This is a genomic window from Streptomyces sp. CA-288835 (assembly GCF_050936385.1).
Classification (GTDB): Bacteria; Actinomycetota; Actinomycetes; order Streptomycetales; family Streptomycetaceae; genus Streptomyces.
In genome coordinates, this window is sequence record NZ_JBNJMW010000001.1 from 5,179,869 (window position 1) to 5,197,597 (window position 17,729).

A 17,729-nucleotide genomic window follows, 5' to 3' on the forward strand; every position below is an offset into this window, starting at 1 on the left:
CCTTGTCTCTTCCCACCATGACGGGCGTCGGACGCCTCGTCGCCGACCCCGAACTCCGCTTCACCCAATCCCAGAAGGCCGTCGCCTCCGTACGACTCGCCTTCAACTCCCGACGCCTCAACAAGCAGACGAACCAGTGGGAGGACGGCGACACTTTCTGGATCCGCGGCACCGCCTGGGAAGGTCTCGCCGAACACGTCGCCGAGACCCTCGCCCAAGGCATGGAGGTCCTCGTCACCGGCGAACTCCGTACCGAGTCCTGGGAGAAGGACGGCCAGAAGCACAGCCAGCCCTCACTCCTCATCCGCTCCATCGGCCCCAACCTCGCCTACGCCACCGCGTCCGTGACCAAGGCCAACAGCCAGCAGTCCGCCGGCGGACAACAGCAGCGGCCCACACAGGCTCAGCGTCCCCAGGTGCAGAACCGCCAGGGACCGCCCACAGACGATCCCTGGGCCGTCGACCAGGCCAACGGCTACAGCGACAAACCCCCGTTCTGATGGCCGCGTACCTCCGCCTACCCGGCGGCACCGACGACATCTCCGAGATCGTCGAAGCCCTACTCACCGCCGCTGACGCCAAAGAACCGCACGCCCCCGAACTCGCCCACCGCTGGCGCACCCTCGCCAACGACGCCAGGGACGCCCTCGACCGACTCCCCACAACCCAGCACTGACCCACCACCGGACAAGGGGCCCCACGCAGGGACCCGCCCCGGCCACCACCCGGAGCACTCCATGTCCATGACATTCTGGCGCCGACGCAGGAACCAGGAACCGGAACCGGTTCGGTCCACGCCCACGCGCGTGCCTGGTGACTCGGCGCCGATCCTCGACCCGCTGCCGCCGCTCGTCCGCGACCTCCAGGCCGCGCAGGACGAGGCCGCGCGCTGGAAGCGTTACGCCGACTCGTGCGAGCAGGACCGCGAGCGCGCAGTGGCTGCCCTCGCCAACCGCATCCGTGAGCGGGACGCCGCGTACCGGGAACGGGCGCACCTCCTCGCCTGGCTCGCCGCGCTCCATCCCGCGTCGGCCGTCATCACCCCGGCCTCCGACGTAGACGACGAGGACGGTTGGCAGCTGCTGTACCTCGTGGCCGGCGGCTGGCAAATGTCCTGGCACATCGCCCCGGATGACGCCCATCTCTTCAAGCACGTGACGGCCGTCGAGCCGACGGACCCGCGGGCGCAGTGGAACGGGCATGGGACGGACGAGAAGTACCTGCGGATCCGGCAGCACACGCGGCTCCTGGCGCTCGGCGCGGTCCTCGAGGACGGCCCGTCGACGCCCGTCACGGGGGAGCAGCGCAGTGCCTGAGGAGTTCGACACCACGTACCGCGGCATGGACATGGTCGCCATTCAGCGCTATCGCGACGGCGCGGAACCCCTGCCGGAGTTGACCGAGAAGGAGCAGCGGTTCGCCGCCTGGTACCTCGTCAGGGAAGGCGTGCCCACCAACGAGACGGCGCGGCGCCTCGGGGTGTCCGCGAAGTGCGTCATGAACTGGTGCGCCAGGCGGGAGGCAGCGAACCATGCCTGAGCCGCAGCCGATCACGCGCGAGCGACTGGACGAGATCCGGGCGATGAGGTTCACGACCCAGCTCAACCCGGCCACCGGGCACTTCGAGACGGAGACCGAACGGGAGCTGTACGTCCTCGCTGCGAGCTGCTGGAACGCCCTCCAGGACCTGCTCCGGGATCACGAGCACCTCACCTCGGCGCATTCGGAGGCCAGCGAGCAGCTCGCCGAGTGGGAAGGCGCGCTCGCCCCGTGACCGCCGCCCATCCGGTTCCCCCCACCCACGCGCACAGACGGGGCCTGACCATGACTACCGACCGTCTCGAAGCTGCCGCCCGTCGCGCACTCGCCTCGCTCACCGATCTGATCCACGACTCGGCCGACCCGGGCACGGAAGCGCTCGGCGCCCAGTTCGAGCTGGAGCAGGCGCTCCTCGGCGCCGCGCCCGCTGTCGTGCAGCCCGCGCCCGTCGGCCGGGCCGCCGTACTGACCGAGGCCGAACGCACCATGCTCGGCTACGCCCTGGGCTTGGCCCAGGAACAGATGTACTCCCGTGGCGACGAGTTCAGCGCCGACGATCAGGCCGCCGTCGACAAGCTGCGCCGCATGGCCGCCACTGACCCGAGTTGGCCGCGACGGGCGTGGGATCTCGGCCTGCTCCACAAGGGCGGCGACCCGCACCACTGCCCCGCCTGCGTGGCCCAGCCTGAACCGCCCAAGGACTTCATCTGCCCCGGCGCGGAAGCCAACGCCGAGGTGCTCGCCAACCCCCAGCCCGCCCAGCCCGCCCAGCCCGGCAAGGAGCCGTCGTGATCCACGAGGCCATAGACACCGCCGCCCACATCTTCTGGGCCCTCTTCGCGTGGATCGTCGTCCTCGCCGCGCTGGCCACTCCCGTGGTGCTGGGCATAGCAGCGGGGATCACGTGGGCGGTGAAGCGGGCGTGGCGGCGCGTGGCGCGGCCGTCCTGGGCCCGTGGACGCCTCCGCGCCCGAATCCTCGCTCGACGCCGCCTCAGGCGCCCACACAGCCCCTCAGATGATCACGACTACCAGGAGGCAGCGTGAACCCCGGCTACGCGCTCGGCATCGGCATCATCTGCGCCCCATTCATCTCCGCCATCCTCCTCGGCCTCCACCGGGCAGGCCGTGCCCTCTACCGCACCGCCCGCACCCGGAGAACCCGATGAGCCGCCTCTCCCGTGGCCTGTACGTCGCGTACGGCGCGCTCCTCGCCTTGCTCGCCTACTGCGCCGTACAAAGCGCCCGCACCGGCGCCACGTGGGCCTGCGCCGTCTTCGTGATCGGCTCCAGCCTCGTCATCGTCGCCTTCATCCGCGAAGGCGAGTTGGAGGACGCGCTCCGCCGCGAAGCCATCCGCGCCGAACGCGATGCCCGCCTCCACCCCAGGCCAGCTGACGACGCTGTGGCGGCCGTCGCTGCCGCCGGCCTCCACGACCACAACCCCGACGACCCCAGGAGCAGCGCAGCATGACCGACCGCCTGACCGTCGACACGATCACCAGCGACCAACTCGACGCCCTACAGCTCCAGGCCGCGCGCATGGAGCACGCCGTCCAGCAGTACGCAGAGCTCCACGTACGCCTGGAGGACGCCGAGGCGGGCATCACGGCGGCCATCCGGCAGCGCAAGGCCGCCGAGGAGCGCGCCAGCAAGGCCGAGCGGGCCGAGGCCGCCATCGCCCGCGTACGCCGCCTGTGTGAACTCACCATCACCGCATCGGTTCGCGTCCAGGCCGTCGCGCAGGCCCGCGACACCCTCACCGCCCTCGACGAGCCCAAGGAGCAGTGACCATGCACATCCCCAGCCGCTCTGTCCTGGTCGTACTGGCTTCCAGCTACGACGAGTTCCGGGCCTGGTGCCGCGACAGCGGGCTGTCGCTCGACGACCCGGAGGTGCTGTTCGCCGACCAGGCGGATCGCCTACGGGGCTTCTCGAACATCAAGGTCATCCGCTGCCGCCGCTGGCACCTCCACCCGCACGCCGACCACATCGACCAGACCGCGCAGATCATCGAGCAAAGGAGCCGCCAACCATGGGATTCGGCAGCGCAGGACTCACGTTCTTCAACCCCGTCGCCCACGGGCTCATCAAGGCCGGCGCCTCCGACGAGGTGAAGGAGAAGGTCCTCGGCGAGCTGATCGCCAACCTCCAGGCCGAGGACTGGGACACCGAGCTCGACAGCCTCCAGCTCTTCCTCGACGACCCCGCCATCGTCCGGGCCTTCGCCAGCAACGGCATCGCCTGGCCCGACTGAGACACGACACAGGGGCGCGCCCCGTCCGGCCAGACAGGAAGGCGCGCCCCCTCGGTGCTGATCACCGTACCGCCCCACACACCACAGGAGCAGCACCGTGACCACCGCCGACGACCTCGACACCATCACCGAACGCTGGACCACCCTCCAAGAAGCCGCCGGCACCCGACCCACCACCACCTGGCCCCCCACCATGGGCATCAGCCGACTCATGAGCGACCAGGAGCGCCAAGAGCTCGTCACCGAGCGAGCCGACACCAACCCCGACGCCCCGGGCCCCCGTCCGACGCCCGTTGACGTGGACGTTCTCGATGTCATGACGATCATCGAGACCGGCCTCAGCACCACCGCGGACTGGCTGGCCTCACGTATCCAACGCCCCGTCATGAACGCCCCGACCGGGCGCGGCTGGAGCGACAACCTTCACCGCCAGGTCGTCCTCCTCGCCGCGAAGGACGCGGCAGACCCCCGTCGCTGGAGGATCGCCGGCACGGTCGACGCACCCGCGGCCGCCGAGTGGCTGTCACTCCGCGTCAGGGGCGAGCCCGGCCCGTTCCGCGCACTCACCGAAGAGGAGCACACCGCCGTGGCGAACGTGGCCGCGATGGGCGCCGAGCTGATCCGCCGCACCCTCGGAGAGGCTCGCCGCACGCAGCCCGTACCGGAGCCCTGCCCAGCTCCGTGCGGTGGCCAGCTGGTTATCGAGGGCGGGGACGGCCAGCCGCCCCTCGTGCGCTGCGAGGACTGCGGCCGCAAGTGGACAGAGGCACCCAGCGAAGTGGCATGACACCCGTCACGCCTGGGTGTCGTTGACCCTGTAGCACCACACGCGCTCGTCGCGCTACCGTCATGGACGGCAGATGCCCCCCGTAGGGCGTCACCTCCGAAATAGTGCGAGCCCCGGCAAGGAGACTGCAACTCCCGCCAGGGCTCTGACCGCAGGAGAGTGACCTCCTATGGCTGAGCTGCACCTTAATGCGCCCACCCAACCCAGCAACACCCAGCCGCGCGCCATCCGCGCACTCGCCATCACAGCCGCCGTCCTCATCTTCCTCCTGACCGGCGTCTCCCTCTGGCTCTCGTACGAACACCTCCACGACGTCGGCGCCCGCCACGGCTTCGCCGACGACCCCGTACGCGCCTGGGCCTGGCCCGCCACCCTCGACCTGTTCTACGCCGCAGGCGAGGTCCTCATCCTGCGCGCCGCGCTCGCCCGCCGCATCGACTGGTGGGCGATCAGCCTGGTCGTCTTCGGAGCCGGCGGATCCATCGCACTGAACATCGCAGGCGTCGGGCCCGGCGCGCAGCCCTTGGACTACGTGGTCGCGGCCGTGCCGCCCGTCGCCTCGCTGCTCGCGTTCGGCGCGCTCATGAACCAGATCTACCGCTTGCTCGCCCCCGCGCCTGTGGCGACGCCCGTCATGCTCCCGCCCCGGCCTGCGACGGCCCCCGTCATCCCGCCAGCGGAGCCCGTCGACGAGACGCCCGAGCTCGAGCCCAAGGTGATCGAGTACAGCGACCCCCGGTGCGCTGCGATCCGCCCGCTGTACGACAACGGCACCCGGCCCGGCACCAAGGCTATGCGCCTTGCGATCGTGGCCGCAGGATTCGCCGAGCCGTCCGACGGTGTGATCCGAGGCCAGCTCCGCGCTGAGGTCGAGCAGCACGAGCCGCACCTCGCACAGCTGCCTCCGGCCCCCGTCGCCATCAGCGCGTAGGCACCCCACCGTGACCGCCGTGTTCGGCGTGTTCTTCGCCCTCTGTGCCCTGGTTGCCTTCGCTGGCCTGGCGCTCGTCGCCCCTCGCGATGTCCCCCCGATCGCGGGGACGTGCGCGCTCATCCTGACTTTCGCTGCGCTTGCCGTGGCCGTCCTCCGCTGAAGGACCCCGCTCATGCCCTACACCGTGATCAACCTCGGCGGCGTTGCCCTCGGCGTCGGCATCATCCTCATGTACCTCATCCGCTGGTGGTTCCAGGAAAAGCGCCGGTGGACCGCCCTCGTACCCTTCGTCTTCGCCCACCTGTACGGCCTGCTCGCCGCGCTCGCCACGTTCACCGCCTGGTCGCTGCTCGGCATCGTCACCTGGGCCGCGATCTGGGCCGCGAACGTCGCCGGATATGCAGGCCTGGTCTGGGGCGTCGGCGGCAATGCCCCCAACGTCACCCGCGGCAATCCGATCGTCCTCACTGATGGCGGGTTCGTCGTGGTCTTCCTGTTCACGCTGGCGTTCATTGCGCTGGTGAAGTGGGCGCCCAAGGTGCCGAACGGCAAGCTCGGTGCGGGCGCGTTCTCCGGCGTGTGCCTGGCGCTGTCCGGCTCGGTGGCCGGGGTCGCTGCCGTGCCGCTCGGAAGCGCGGCCAACATGCTCGGCGCCGGCTTCACCGGGACGTTCGGATGAGCGCTCCGGAGGAGGTGGAGCCCGAGACCGGCGAGGCTGAAGAGCCGGGGAGTCGGGCGGGATGAGCGAGCGTACGGCACGCGCGATCCTCACCGTCGTCGCCCTCGGCGCGGTGTGGGGAATCGTCGCCGTAGCTCCATGGGTCGCGTACGTCATCGTCGGAATCCTCGGTACGCATGGCTGGCAGAAGGTCCGCAAGTGGATCGCCCGCCGCCGCGAGGATCCAGGCAGCGAGCCTGCCGAGGAGCCGCTCCTTATGGAAGCGGAGGTCATTCGGGCGCTGCACTTCCTGGCCGCGCCCAACGTCTTCCTTTCCGCTCTCGCGGCGGAACTCTGCCTGTCGGTAGAGGCGGCGCGGGCCGTCCTGGAAGCACTCGGCATCCGGATCCGCCGGGCCGTGCGTGTTGGGGACACCACGGGTGTGGGCGTACACGCGGAGGACATTCCGCCCCTCCCCCACCCCTCTTCGGATGACCCTGTTGAGCCTGTTGACCAGGAACAACCAACCAACCAACAGGGAGTGCGCGTCGAGCGGACCGATGGGGGGTTCATCGTCTACGACCTCGCCGATACCCACCGCCACCACAAGGTGCGCGACCACTAGCCCCGGGGCGGCCGTCATGCCGCCAAGCCGCCGGCCGCCCCGGTTTCCCATCCCACGAAGAGACAGGAGCACCATCATGTCCGACACCGAGACGACCAAGGGCATCCCCGTACCGCGTTCATCAGGGGGCGCTCCCCGCATGCGGGCCAACGAGGGGTGGCCTGCTCGGGACGCGCGACCCGCGCAGCCCGGCGACCAGGACGAGGACTGAGAGGATCACGTCATGAGCGAGCGTTTGAAGGCCACTGTCCTGTTGTTGATCGGGGACCAGGCCGAGGTGACGACGGCGCATCGTGACCATACGGACCCGGAGCGGGTGCCGGTGGCGCGGTTGGTAGCCGAGACGGGTATTCCGCGCGAGCAGTTGGCGGGTGCCGAGCTGGTTGCTGTGGTCAGTGATGACGGCGAGCTGGTGAGGTTCGAGCGCGCCTGAGCTGGAGGGCGGGGGCGGCTTTCGGGTCGTCCCCGTTTCTCCACCCAAGGATGTTGCAAAACTAGAAGCGAATGCTGTAAAATTAGAAACGTCAGGGTGGGGGGTGACAGCCCCACCACTGACAACCAGTTGAAAATTCCAGAGAGGAGAAGTCGTGGCAGATCACGACAACACGGAGCGGTACCTCGCACTCGCTGAGGCCGTCGTCGGAGCATTCGCCTACGTGGCGTCGCTCCTGGAGGACCTCCCGCTTCCCATCACCGTCCCGGACCTCGTCCAGGCCGGTGAAGGCGAACCGACCAAGGTTCTCGTCGGACTCAACCGGGCGCGCACGCTGATCGCGGACGAGCCGATCTCACACGGCCACAAGCGAGCCTTCGAGCGCATGATGCTCGACTGGTTCGCGGCCTACGAGACACTCGCCCTCGTGAGGCTCGCCGGTCCCGCCCCGTGGCGACTCGACGTCGCAGAGTACGCGCTTGAGCGGCTCGTGACGTGGATCGAGATGATCGAAAACGACGAGCTGAACGACGACGAGTCGTAGCAGCTCACCGCCCCAGGCAGCCAGCCTGGGGCGGGCCCCTCTCCTCTCGGGATTTTCAGCCCGCGCACCAACCGACTGTCACAGCACAGGGAAGGGGCCGACGCAGTCCCCGGCAAGCCGGGGGTGACAGCGCGTCGGCCCCTGAACCAGTTGAAAACTCCGCAAAGGAGAATCCGCCACCATGGTAGACCGACCGGGCCTGATCGCCCCCGAGATCGCCGACAAGTACGGCGTGAGCATCCACACCGTGACTAAGAGCTGGGCACAGCACCCGGAGTGGCCGATCTCCGTGGGCAAGCGCGGCCGGTACAAGGAGTACGCCGCGAGCAACATCGCCGACTTCGTACGGGACCACATCGAGCGCCAGGCCGTCGAGCTCGAACCCCGCCGCCTCTACACCGCCCAGCAGCTCGAAGATGCCGGGATCGGCATCAAGGCCGGGACGATCCGCGCCGATCTGACGCGGGGCCGGTGGCCCGAGCCGGACGATGACGAAGGCGGCGTCAACCGCTGGTACGGCGCCACCGCCGCGCAGGCACTGGACGGCCGCCGTGGCTACCGGCGCACGACCCAGGGCGACGCCTGAGCCGTCTGGTTGCGCCTCGCGCCGGCTCGCGGGCTGGTCACTGAGGCCGGTGACGCCGCCAACGGCGAGCGGACCACCAGGCTGGCCGGTACACCTGCCAACGCTTCGGCAGGTACCAGAGATCATCGCGGCAGACGTCCGTGAACTCCCTCTGAGAGTCGAACACCCCATTGGCAGTCGCGAGCATCTCCGGGACCTTGACGGAAGGGTGTAGTGCCTGGAGCTCACCGATGCGTTCAACGATGACGTCGGCGGCTCGAAGAGGTTCGGGGTTTGCCACGAGACGCAGATCGAGATACGCCTGGATCAGTTCGCTCTCGGCCTGGCGTAGCTGGGCTATGGCCGCACTCGCCGCACTGTACGCAGCTGAGGGCCTGAAGGATATGGAGGCTCGCTTACCGAGCCACACCGTGTGCAGGCTCTGCTCTACCCGCACCGCCGTGTGGGAGGCGACCGAATCGGTCACCGCGCCCTGGAAGCGCGCATACACCTGCCGTCGCTCGTCCCGGCTCCCAAGGCGCAGGCCGGCCTTGGACTGAAGACGCTTCGTCAGGACGGAGGTGAGCGCCTTCGCCGCAGAGGAACCAGCCACACTGATCGGGTCAACCACCAGGGCAGTCTCCTACAAGCCGCCCACGCAAGAGCTCAGTTGGACAGAAGCGGCCCCTAGCGCGCTGAATCGGAAGGCGGTGGTGGCGCGGATGAAGTTCGCGGGGAGGACTTCCCAGGCTGAGCCGGGATGCAGCGTGGCCCGCTGCGGACTTCCCCCCTCGCGGCGGGGCTTTCGCGTGTCACAACACGGACACACTACCTCCACACCGGACACACACCACAGGATGATGCAGGCCACGCACAACCGTCCTTGGGGGGACCATGCGCCACACCGCTGTTCTGCTCGCCACCGTCCTGCTGGTCGCCGGGACCGCGGTCGGCTGCTCGAAGTCCGACGACGAGAAGGCCGAGGACTGCGCCGCCGCGCTCACCGAGAGGACCGGAGGTGAGCCGGGGGACAAGCCGACCGTCAAGGAGGCTGAGGAGCGGGTCGACGCGCTCGACAAGACGCTCGCGGACATGGTCCGTTCCGGGTACGAGGGCGTGGCCGAGGACGCGTTCGACACGGTGGAAAAGAAGACCCAGGAAGGCGGAAAGGGCCGGCCGGAGGCGTGCGAGCCGCTCTCGGAGGACGACTACACCGCGCTGCTCATGGCCAAGGCGATCGGCGGTCTGGGGTGGACGGGTGAGGGTGGGGAGTTCGACAAGCTCAAGATGGTGGAGGGTCTGGGCGACTAGCGTTGCTGTCGTCGCGGTGAGGCCACCGGATCCCGGGCGGGGCCGAACTGCGCCCGTAGCTGCATTCCGCGCGATCATGTCACATCCTGACCTCACGTCCGGCGTGCCCGGACACAACAGGCCCGCCCCGTGCGGGCCTTTGTCATGCCCGACACCCATTCGTGTCACAGCAACGTCACATTGCCTTCACACCTCCTCCACATGACGCATGATGCCTCCCTCAGCACCACAACCCCAGGGGGAACCATGCGCACCCGCACTGCCATCGCCGCACTCACCGCCGCACTGCTCGCACTCACCGGCTGCGCAGCCGAAGACACCAGCCCGGCGCCGGAAGCACCCGCGACCAGTCAGGACAACGCCCCCAAGCAGGACAGCACCCCCACCGAGGACGAGCCCGCGAAGGACGAGCCCGCCGCGGACGACGCGCCTGCCGCCGAGGCGGAGCCGGAAACCGCGGCCCTGCCCAACCTCGTCGGCCAGGACCTCCAGGCCGCCCAAGACGAGGCACAGGCCGCCGGGTTCTACGCACTCGACGACCAAGACGCCAGCGGCCAGAACCGCTTGCAGGTCCTCGACCGCAACTGGACCGTATGCAGCCAGGAGCCCACAGCCGGCACGCACCCCACGGACACGCCCGTGACCCTGTACGCCGTCAAGGACGGCGAGGCCTGCTGACCCACCCCCGCTGACCGGCCCGGCTCGCGCCCGTGCGCGGCCGGGCCTTCGCACGCCCGGAGGTGACCCATGCCGATCCAGAACCGGCCCGTCACCGAAGAGGACTACCAGCGCGTCGCCGAACTGCATGCGCGCGGCATGGGCCGCAACGCCATCGCCCGCGAGGTCGGCCGCGTCCAACGCACCGTCCGCGTCATCGCCCACGAGCTCGGCCTCACCTTCGACGTCCGACGGGACGTGATCTCGTTCGAGTGGATCTCGCGCCGTCTCAGTGTCCCGTTTCTCCAGACACTGACGCCTCCTCAGTGTCCGTAGTTCCCGGACGCTGAGGCCTGGCCCGCCACGCTCAGTGTCCGGAAATCCCGGACCCTCAACCCCAACTCAAGGGTCCGGAAATCCCGGACACTGACCGGGCCTCAGTGTCCCGAAAACCCAGACACTGAACCGCCTCAGTGTCCGCAGAATCTGGACACTGACCACACCACCCCCACCACAAACCCGCAGGTCACAAACACAAAGGCGTGTCAGCGTCCCGAAATCCCAGACACTGACACGCACATGTATGTGTGTACTTAAAACAACATCAACAACAAACACACACTCCGACCACCCTCGCAACGCCGCTTGCCAACACCCACCTCGCCGTGGATCATGGGTGCCAAGTCCGGCGTGCCCGGACACAAATGCCGCTCCGGCAGGTACCGGAGCTCAGAGGTCCGTGGCACCGCCGCCCCAGTCGTCGGCAGTTCACCCTGCCGACCGGTGCCCGGCCAAGCTCAGCCCCAGCATCAACGCTCCACCGTGGAGAGCGGCTGGGGCTCTTTCACGCCGGAATCCACCCCTCCAGCCCTACGCGTCGCGCATGATTCACCCGACCAACACGCATCCCAGGGGGATCTATGCGCACCCGCACCACTGCCACCGCCTTACTCGCCGCCGCGCTCCTCGCGCTCACCGCCTGCTCCACCAGCAGCGACACCACCGCCGAGGACAAGGCGAAGGCCAGCCCCACCGCCGCCGAATCCAAGCCCTCCTCCGAGGAGCGCGCCAACATCGCCGCCGAGGCCGGCATCCCGCCCGCCCCCACGGGCGCCAAGCGCCAGGAACTCCTCGACGCCATCGCCAAGGGGAACCCCGACGCGGTCAAGTACGAGGACAAGGCCATCGACGCGGCCCGCAACCAGTGCTCCGCGATCAACGGCGGAGGCCAGAAGCTCGACTGGTCGGCGTCCCAACGGTTCACGTACGAAGACGTCACGACGACCGAGGCACAGGGCAAGGCGATCAACGAGGCACTGAAGTCCAGCGGCTTCTGCGAGGTGTAACCGCTCACCCCCGGCCCGGCCGCCGACCCTTTGGGCGCGGCCGGGCTGATGCACGTCCGGGGAGGTGCCATGGCCAAGGCCCGCCCGGTCACCGACAAAGACCGCGAACGCGTCCGCCAACTCCACGCCGAAGGCAAGGGGCGCAACGAGATCGCCACCGAACTCGGGCGCTCCGGCCGGACGATCAGCACCATCGCCAAAGACCTCGGCATCAGCTTCTCCCGGGCCGCCGAGGTCCGCGCCGCCACCGAGATCCGCCAGGCCGACCTCGCCGACCGCCGCACGGCCTTCGCCATCCGGCTCCACGAGATCGCAGAACGCGAAGTCGAGAAGATCAACCAACCGCACCTGTACTGGGACTGGGGCGGCAAGGAACACGACTTCGACACACACCTCGCCAACGAGCCGACTCCCGCCGACAAACGCGCCCTCATGGCCACCGTCGCAACCGCCCTCGACAAGTCGCTGAAGCTCGTACCGCTCGTGACGGAGACCGGTGAGGACGAGGCGCGCTCGATGCTCGGCAAGGTCATGACCGGCCTGGGCGAGGTGTGGAAGCAGGCGCAGCGAGAGGCTGGCGGAGACGAGGGGGCCGATGCTTCGTGATCTCCCTGTCCCGCTGTCGCTGAAGCAGCTCGACTACGTCGTCAACAGCACGGCGTTCGTCAACCTCTCCGAGGGCAGCATCCGGTCGGGCAAGACCGCGTCATCGCTGCTGCGCTGGCTGATCTACGTCTCGACCGCGCCGCGCGGCGGAGAGCTGGTCGTCGTCGGCCGCACCCGCGACAGCCTCAACCGCAACGTCTTCGGCCCGCTGATGGACCCGGACCTGTTCGGGCCGCTGGCGAAGTTCACGAAGTACACCAACGGCGCGAGCACGGCCACGATCCTCGGCCGTACGATCCACGTCCTGGGCGCGAGCGACGCCAAGGCGGAGAAGGTCCTCCGCGGTCTCACCTGCGCGGGCGCCTACGTCGACGAACTCACCGTCATCGCCGAGGACTTCTTCCAGCAGCTCATGGGCCGCTGCTCCGTCGAAGGCTCCCAGATCTTCGCAACGACCAACCCGGACTCGCCCGCCCACTGGGTACGGGCCCGCTTCCTCGACCGGCTCGACCGACTACCGGACTGGCGGGTCTGGCACTTCCAGCTCGACGACAACCCCGTCCTGTCCGAACAGGTCAAGGAGCGGTACCGGCGTACGTACACCGGCTTGTGGTACCGGCGGTTCATCCTCGGCGAGTGGGTCGCCGCCGAGGGCGCCGTCTTCGACATGTGGGACCCGGCAAAGCACGTGGTGCCGTGGGCGCAACTCCCCGCCATGCAGCGGCTCCTGGCGCTCGGCATCGACTACGGCACGACCAACGCCACCGCTGGCCTCCTGCTCGGCATCGGCACCGATCGACGTCTGTACCTGGTGGACGAGTGGCGCCACGACCCTAAGCACGACCAGCAGCGGATGACCGACGGTCAACTGTCGGCCGGCCTCCGCGACTGGGCGCAGCAACGCCACCTCCCGAACGGCGGCCCGGACCGGCCGGAGTGGTGGGTCGTCGACCCGTCCGCCGCGTCACTCCGGCTCCAGCTGTACCGCGACGGCGTGACGCCGCACCCGGCGGACAACGACGTATCCCGCGGCATCAGCCTCCTGGCGACGCTGCTTGCCGAAGGCCAGCTCGTGGTGTCGGACCGGTGCAAGGGCTTCATCCGCGAGGCGCCGGGCTACTCCTGGGACCCGAAGGCGACCGAGGCCGGCGAGGACAAGCCGATCAAGGTGGCGGACCACTCGCTTGATGGCGGCCGGTATGCGGTGACGACTACTGAGGCGCTGTGGCGGCCTCTCGTACGCAGTGCTCTGGAGGTGGCCGCGTGAAGGTCGAAGTGATCCTCCGTGCCGAGGGACAGCCGCAGGCTGTGGTTGGCGAAGCCGAAGGCGACACCTGGCCGGAGATACGCGAGGCGCTGCCCGCTCTCCTCCGCGAGCTGGCCGAAGAGCTGGCGCAGTCGATGGACCGGGAGGAGGTGTCGGATGCCGCTGCCGACGGGTGACATGCCCTGGCCCCCGCCCCACCTCAAGCCCGCACTCGACGCCATGCACACCTGGGACACCTGGTGGTCCGGCGACCCCGACCGCCTCGAATCCCTCTACGGCGGCACATCCGGCACCGGCCCCGACCCCAAGCGCCTCCAGTACTCCAGCGGCCTGCTCGGCCGCTTCGCCCGCTGGTGGTGGGGCACCCCGACAGCTCCAGGTGAGCGTCGTACGAAGGTGCACGTGCCGCTCGCAGGCGACTTGTGCAGCGGCAGCGCGGACTTGCTCTTCAGTGAGCCGCCGAAGTTCACCGTCGACGGCGCCTCCACGGCCAAGCGGCTCGACGCGCTCGCCGATGACGGGATGTTGGCCACGCTCCAGACTGCGGCCGAGGTCGGCGCTGCGTTGGGCGGTGTTTATCTGCGGCCGGTGTACGACACGGACATCGCTGACCGGCCCTGGCTGGATGCTGTGCACGCCGACAGCGCTGTCCCTGAGTTCCGGTGGGGGCGCCTCGCCGCGGTGACCTTCTGGAAGGTGGTCCGCAAGGAGGACGGCCAGGTGTGGCGGCACCTGGAGCGGCACGAGCGCGGCGTGATCCTGCACGGCCTGTACCAGGGCACCGCGGACAAGCTCGGCCACCCGGTCCCCCTGGAGGACTCGGAGGCCACACAGGGCTTCGCCATCGTGGTCAACGATCTCGGCGCGATCGAGACCGGCTACGACGGCCTGGACGTCGCGCACATCCCCAACCAGGCCAGCCGGCGGTGGCGTAAGGACCACACGCTGAAGGACCTTGGGCGCTCGGACCTTGACGGCGTCGAAGGCCTGATGGATCAGCTTGACGAGACCTACAGCTCGTGGATGCGGGATATCCGGCTCGGTAAAGGTCGCATCATCGTGCCGAACGCCTACCTCCAGAACCTGGGCCCCGGCCAGGGCGCCACCTGGAACCCCGACCAAGAAGCCTTCGCAGGCATCGACATGCTGACCGGCCCCGACTCGGGGAACCAGCTCACGGTCGCGCAGTTCGCAATCCGTGTGCAGGAGCACCGGGAGACGGCGGAGGACCTGGTCAACCAGATCCTCCGCTCCGCCGGGTATAGCGGGCAGACGTTCGGGATCGGCGGGGACGTGGCGGTTACCGCGACCGAGGTGACGGCACGCGAGCGGCGCTCGATGACGACCCGCGGCCGGAAAATCCTGCGTTGGCGGCCGGCGCTCGCGCACGCCATCGAAGCCCTGCTCGCAGTCGACAAGCAGGTGTACGGCGGGGACATCACGCCGCAGCGGCCGACGGTGGAGTTCGAGGACTCCGTGCAGGAGGACCCGCTCACGCTGGCGAACACGGTGGACGTGCTGCGGCGGGCGAATGCCGCGAGCACCGAGACGCTCGTACGGATGGCTCACCCGGAGTGGGACAAGACGCTGGTGGCGGCCGAGGTGCAGCGGATCCAGGGCGAGTCCGGGATGGCTGTGCCGGACCCGATGCAGACCGGCGCACTTCCGTAGCGGAGGTGGTCGGCCGTGCCCGTTTCCCCGGCCATGGCCGAAGATCTCGCCTCCAATGTCTCTGTACTGTACGAGCAGGTCGAGACGGTCCTGATCCAGCGGATCCGCCAGGCAGTAGCCGCGGGGATCGACACCCCGACTTGGGTGGACCAAAAGCTCGCCTCGCTCGGCAATCTGCAGGCTGGTGTGCGCTCTGTCGTGGACGCGCTTGATCGGGACGCATCAGGGGCAGTCCATCAGGCGGTGGCTGACGCGTACCGGCGAGGCCAGCAGGCGGCGGTGGCGGAGCTCGGCGCGCTGCCGGCCGGCGTGGCGCAGGCGGTCGCGGATGACATTCCCAACGCCGCCAGCATCGACCGACTGGCATCTGCTCTCGTAGGCGACACCCGGGCAGCTCATCTGCGGATCCTGCGCGGATCAATGGATGCATACCGTGATGTCATCGCCCGCGCCTCGGCTGCTCCGCTTGCCGGCGCTCAGACGCGCAGGCAGGCGGCGCAGTCGGCGCTGGACGAGTTCGCCAACCGCGGCATCACTGGTTTCACCGACACGTCCGGCCGCTCCTGGAACCTGGCCTCGTACATCGAGATGGCGACCCGTTCCACGGTGGGCCGAGCCGCCATCGAGGCGCACACCGACCGGTTGGGCGAGGCTGGAATCGACCTGGTGATTGTGTCGCGGGCTCCCGAGGAGTGCCCGCTGTGCCGACCCTGGGAAGGTAAGATCCTCGACCGCGCTGGCGCCCCCGGGTCACGCACCATCGAGGTCGAGCACGCCACTGAAGATGGCCGCATGGTCCAGGTGAAGGTGGCTGGCTCGCTGGAGGAGGCGCGCGCTGCGGGGCTGCTCCACCCGAACTGCCGTCACAGCGTCAGTGCCTACCTTCCTGGGCTGACTCGGGAGCCTGCGCCGGTCCCGGCGCGCGGCACGTACGAGCAGTCGCAGCAGCAGCGCTACCTGGAGCGGCAGGTCCGCAAGTGGAAGCGTCGCGCTGAGGCTGCCATTGACGAGCCTGCGCGCAAGTCTGCGAACGCGCGAGTGCGCGCGTACCAGACGAAGATCCGCGAGCTGGTCGACGAGTCGGGCATGCCGCGCAAGCCGCACCGCGAGCAGGTCGCCAAGCCCTCGCCGCAGCAGCAGGCGCAGGTCACCGAGCAGCAGCCGGTGAAGCCGCCCGAGCCGCAGGCGGTGGAGAAGCCGGCCCCGCCGCCGGAGCCGCAGGCGAGTGTGTCGCAGACAACTCGGGACCGCATCGACGAGGTGCGGCGTGCGCTGCCGAAGGATCGCGAGGAGTGGACGGACGCGCGACGGGTACTGGTGGAGCCCGAGCGGCTCGGCTACGACATCCGCATCGGCGAGTTCCGGGATGAGCTGAAGAGCCACCTGGCTGAGCGGGAACGAATCGCCGCTGAGACGGAAGCCGAATTCAAGCGCCGGAGGACTCCCAAGTACAAGCGGGCTGGTCTGCTGGAGGAAGCGACCTGGAGAGTCGACAGCGACATCCTGTTCACCCGGAACACCATCCGCAGCCTGGAGGAAGAAAGGGACAACTTCCTGGCGGGCGAGCCTGGCAACTACAGCCAGTACCTTTCCCGGACGCAGCCTGCCCGGTACGCATACACCTACCGCGAGGACCCGTTCGGATCCCTGCTTCCACCGGAGGAGTACGAGCGGCACCTGGACAGCGTCCAGGAAGTCGGGAGAGCACTGCGGGATGACTTGCAGGACGCTTATCTCCAGGACTCGGTACTCGCAGAGTTGCGGGAAGAGGTCACACGCCTCGCCCGCAGCGAGAAGCCGGACGCCGACGAGCTGCGCAGCGCACAGATGGCGGTCGCGGCACGCGAGGCGGAGACGATCCGCAGGCTCTTGGCCGATGTTCGCAAGCTGGGCGGAAAGGTAAAGGCCGAGGCCGCTGGCCCGGACGTCATCGCGTCGCGCGGTCCGACCGCGACCGCGGTGCGTGAGGATTGGCAGGGGCTGCTCGGCGAGGCGCTCAACCACTTCCCCAAGGAGTGGGTGGACCGCATGCGGAACACGCCGATGGTGCTGGTGGGGTCAGACCGGGCGTATTACGGAGGCGGCTTGGGGCCGAACGGGACCGACCTCATCGCGCTCGATACGTCTGCTCCTGCCTGGTACAACGGCGCCTTCAGCTCGTACGCGGCGGAAGTCGCCACGCACGAGCTGGGGCACCGCATGGAGCAGTACGTGCCGGGCCTGCGCGAGCTGGAGTACACGCTGGTACGCAGGCGTGCCACCAACAACGGTGTGCTGGAGCCGCCTCGGGAGATGTCTGCGCTCTACCCAGGATCGAAGTACCGGACGGGCGAGCTGACCTACGAGGACCAGTGGGCGGACGCTTACACAGGCAAAACCTATGAGCGGGGCGCTCCTGATGATCCGGCCTCGGTCTCCTCGGAGGCCTTCCAGGTCGGCCTGCAGGATCTCTTCGGCCGCTCTGGCAGGAACTTCGGTGGGCTGGAGCTGCAGCAGTTCGTTCTTGGCTGCTTGGCAGTGCTGTGACAGG

30 protein-coding genes are annotated in these 17,729 nt (G+C 68.9%); 29 read left to right on the forward strand and 1 reads right to left on the reverse strand.

Annotated features, from left to right (window positions below; translation table 11 throughout):
• Positions 1-2: 2 nt before the first annotated feature.
• The 20 genes from ssb to ACQEVY_RS23420 all read left to right on the forward strand — a co-directional run bounded on the left by ssb (position 3) and on the right by ACQEVY_RS23420 (position 8,362).
• The gene (gene ssb / locus ACQEVY_RS23325; protein ID WP_432951430.1) at positions 3-500 is read left to right on the forward strand and encodes a single-stranded DNA-binding protein; all 498 of its coding nucleotides are present in this window, start codon (positions 3-5) and stop codon (positions 498-500) included.
• Positions 500-676, forward strand: coding sequence for a hypothetical protein (locus ACQEVY_RS23330; RefSeq protein WP_432951431.1), 177 nt, complete (start codon positions 500-502; stop codon positions 674-676). Before ssb ends, ACQEVY_RS23330 begins: the two co-directional genes overlap by 1 nt.
• 130 nt (positions 677-806) lie before the next feature.
• Positions 807-1,316 (forward strand): hypothetical protein, encoded by a 510-nt coding sequence (locus ACQEVY_RS23335; protein ID WP_432951432.1) that lies wholly within the window; start codon positions 807-809, stop codon positions 1,314-1,316.
• Positions 1,309-1,539, forward strand: a complete 231-nt coding sequence (locus tag ACQEVY_RS23340) for a hypothetical protein (protein ID WP_432951433.1) — start codon at positions 1,309-1,311, stop codon at positions 1,537-1,539. Before ACQEVY_RS23335 ends, ACQEVY_RS23340 begins: the two co-directional genes overlap by 8 nt.
• On the forward strand, positions 1,532-1,774 hold the full coding sequence (locus tag ACQEVY_RS23345; protein ID WP_432951434.1) for a hypothetical protein: 243 nt from the start codon (positions 1,532-1,534) through the stop codon (positions 1,772-1,774). Before ACQEVY_RS23340 ends, ACQEVY_RS23345 begins: the two co-directional genes overlap by 8 nt.
• Positions 1,775-1,824: 50 nt before the next feature.
• Positions 1,825-2,331, forward strand: a complete 507-nt coding sequence (locus ACQEVY_RS23350) for a hypothetical protein (RefSeq protein WP_432951435.1) — start codon at positions 1,825-1,827, stop codon at positions 2,329-2,331.
• Complete coding sequence (locus tag ACQEVY_RS23355; RefSeq protein WP_432951436.1) at positions 2,328-2,585, forward strand: hypothetical protein; 258 nt, start codon at positions 2,328-2,330, stop codon at positions 2,583-2,585. The genes ACQEVY_RS23350 and ACQEVY_RS23355 overlap by 4 nt, the downstream gene beginning before the upstream one ends.
• Positions 2,582-2,707, forward strand: coding sequence for a hypothetical protein (locus tag ACQEVY_RS23360; protein WP_432951437.1), 126 nt, complete (start codon positions 2,582-2,584; stop codon positions 2,705-2,707). Before ACQEVY_RS23355 ends, ACQEVY_RS23360 begins: the two co-directional genes overlap by 4 nt.
• Entirely contained in the window at positions 2,704-3,012 is a 309-nt protein-coding gene (locus tag ACQEVY_RS23365) for a hypothetical protein (RefSeq protein WP_432951438.1), read from the forward strand. Before ACQEVY_RS23360 ends, ACQEVY_RS23365 begins: the two co-directional genes overlap by 4 nt.
• Positions 3,009-3,329 (forward strand): hypothetical protein, encoded by a 321-nt coding sequence (locus tag ACQEVY_RS23370; RefSeq protein ID WP_432951439.1) that lies wholly within the window; start codon positions 3,009-3,011, stop codon positions 3,327-3,329. Before ACQEVY_RS23365 ends, ACQEVY_RS23370 begins: the two co-directional genes overlap by 4 nt.
• Before the next feature lie 244 nt (positions 3,330-3,573).
• Positions 3,574-3,795: a hypothetical protein gene (locus ACQEVY_RS23375; RefSeq protein ID WP_432951440.1), complete on the forward strand. Its 222-nt coding sequence runs from the start codon at positions 3,574-3,576 to the stop codon at positions 3,793-3,795.
• Positions 3,796-3,892: 97 nt separating this feature from the next.
• Complete coding sequence (locus tag ACQEVY_RS23380; RefSeq protein WP_432951441.1) at positions 3,893-4,582, forward strand: hypothetical protein; 690 nt, start codon at positions 3,893-3,895, stop codon at positions 4,580-4,582.
• Between the two features lie 169 nt (positions 4,583-4,751).
• Positions 4,752-5,513 (forward strand): DUF2637 domain-containing protein, encoded by a 762-nt coding sequence (locus tag ACQEVY_RS23385; RefSeq protein ID WP_432951442.1) that lies wholly within the window; start codon positions 4,752-4,754, stop codon positions 5,511-5,513.
• Between the two features lie 10 nt (positions 5,514-5,523).
• Complete coding sequence (locus ACQEVY_RS23390; protein ID WP_432951443.1) at positions 5,524-5,676, forward strand: hypothetical protein; 153 nt, start codon at positions 5,524-5,526, stop codon at positions 5,674-5,676.
• Between the two features lie 12 nt (positions 5,677-5,688).
• On the forward strand, positions 5,689-6,195 hold the full coding sequence (locus ACQEVY_RS23395; protein WP_432951444.1) for a hypothetical protein: 507 nt from the start codon (positions 5,689-5,691) through the stop codon (positions 6,193-6,195).
• Positions 6,196-6,256: 61 nt separating this feature from the next.
• Complete coding sequence (locus ACQEVY_RS23400) at positions 6,257-6,799, forward strand: hypothetical protein (protein ID WP_432951445.1); 543 nt, start codon at positions 6,257-6,259, stop codon at positions 6,797-6,799.
• Between the two features lie 76 nt (positions 6,800-6,875).
• A complete protein-coding gene (locus tag ACQEVY_RS23405) occupies positions 6,876-7,010 on the forward strand; it encodes a hypothetical protein (RefSeq protein ID WP_432951446.1) in 135 nt (44 codons plus the stop codon).
• A gap of 12 nt (positions 7,011-7,022) precedes the next feature.
• The gene (locus ACQEVY_RS23410; RefSeq protein ID WP_432951447.1) at positions 7,023-7,232 is read left to right on the forward strand and encodes a hypothetical protein; all 210 of its coding nucleotides are present in this window, start codon (positions 7,023-7,025) and stop codon (positions 7,230-7,232) included.
• A 154-nt stretch (positions 7,233-7,386) separates the two neighbouring features.
• Positions 7,387-7,776, forward strand: a complete 390-nt coding sequence (locus ACQEVY_RS23415) for a hypothetical protein (RefSeq protein ID WP_432951448.1) — start codon at positions 7,387-7,389, stop codon at positions 7,774-7,776.
• A gap of 181 nt (positions 7,777-7,957) precedes the next feature.
• Positions 7,958-8,362 (forward strand): hypothetical protein, encoded by a 405-nt coding sequence (locus tag ACQEVY_RS23420; protein WP_432951449.1) that lies wholly within the window; start codon positions 7,958-7,960, stop codon positions 8,360-8,362.
• Positions 8,363-8,399: 37 nt separating this feature from the next.
• Here ACQEVY_RS23420 and ACQEVY_RS23425 read toward each other — a convergent pair whose 3' ends face one another.
• Positions 8,400-8,972: a hypothetical protein gene (locus tag ACQEVY_RS23425; RefSeq protein ID WP_432951450.1), complete on the reverse strand. Its 573-nt coding sequence runs from the start codon at positions 8,970-8,972 to the stop codon at positions 8,400-8,402.
• A gap of 263 nt (positions 8,973-9,235) precedes the next feature.
• On the opposite strand from ACQEVY_RS23425, the gene ACQEVY_RS23430 reads away from it, so the two are divergent.
• The 9 genes from ACQEVY_RS23430 (at position 9,236) to ACQEVY_RS23470 (ending at position 17,725) form a co-directional block, all read left to right on the forward strand.
• Positions 9,236-9,652 carry a hypothetical protein gene (locus ACQEVY_RS23430; protein ID WP_432951451.1) on the forward strand — a complete coding sequence of 139 codons (417 nt, stop codon included), beginning with the start codon at positions 9,236-9,238 and terminating at the stop codon, positions 9,650-9,652.
• 246 nt (positions 9,653-9,898) lie between these two features.
• Positions 9,899-10,330: a PASTA domain-containing protein gene (locus ACQEVY_RS23435; protein WP_432951452.1), complete on the forward strand. Its 432-nt coding sequence runs from the start codon at positions 9,899-9,901 to the stop codon at positions 10,328-10,330.
• Between the two features lie 69 nt (positions 10,331-10,399).
• Positions 10,400-10,645 carry a hypothetical protein gene (locus tag ACQEVY_RS23440; protein WP_432951453.1) on the forward strand — a complete coding sequence of 82 codons (246 nt, stop codon included), beginning with the start codon at positions 10,400-10,402 and terminating at the stop codon, positions 10,643-10,645.
• A 584-nt stretch (positions 10,646-11,229) separates the two neighbouring features.
• Positions 11,230-11,655 carry a hypothetical protein gene (locus ACQEVY_RS23445; protein ID WP_432951454.1) on the forward strand — a complete coding sequence of 142 codons (426 nt, stop codon included), beginning with the start codon at positions 11,230-11,232 and terminating at the stop codon, positions 11,653-11,655.
• A gap of 69 nt (positions 11,656-11,724) precedes the next feature.
• Positions 11,725-12,261: a helix-turn-helix domain-containing protein gene (locus ACQEVY_RS23450; RefSeq protein WP_432951455.1), complete on the forward strand. Its 537-nt coding sequence runs from the start codon at positions 11,725-11,727 to the stop codon at positions 12,259-12,261.
• Positions 12,251-13,528 (forward strand): PBSX family phage terminase large subunit, encoded by a 1,278-nt coding sequence (locus ACQEVY_RS23455; RefSeq protein ID WP_432951456.1) that lies wholly within the window; start codon positions 12,251-12,253, stop codon positions 13,526-13,528. The genes ACQEVY_RS23450 and ACQEVY_RS23455 overlap by 11 nt, the downstream gene beginning before the upstream one ends.
• Complete coding sequence (locus ACQEVY_RS23460) at positions 13,525-13,704, forward strand: hypothetical protein (RefSeq protein ID WP_432951457.1); 180 nt, start codon at positions 13,525-13,527, stop codon at positions 13,702-13,704. The genes ACQEVY_RS23455 and ACQEVY_RS23460 overlap by 4 nt, the downstream gene beginning before the upstream one ends.
• Entirely contained in the window at positions 13,685-15,199 is a 1,515-nt protein-coding gene (locus ACQEVY_RS23465; RefSeq protein WP_432951458.1) for a phage portal protein, read from the forward strand. Before ACQEVY_RS23460 ends, ACQEVY_RS23465 begins: the two co-directional genes overlap by 20 nt.
• A gap of 15 nt (positions 15,200-15,214) precedes the next feature.
• Positions 15,215-17,725, forward strand: a complete 2,511-nt coding sequence (locus ACQEVY_RS23470) for a phage minor capsid protein (RefSeq protein WP_432951459.1) — start codon at positions 15,215-15,217, stop codon at positions 17,723-17,725.
• Positions 17,726-17,729: the final 4 nt, after the last annotated feature.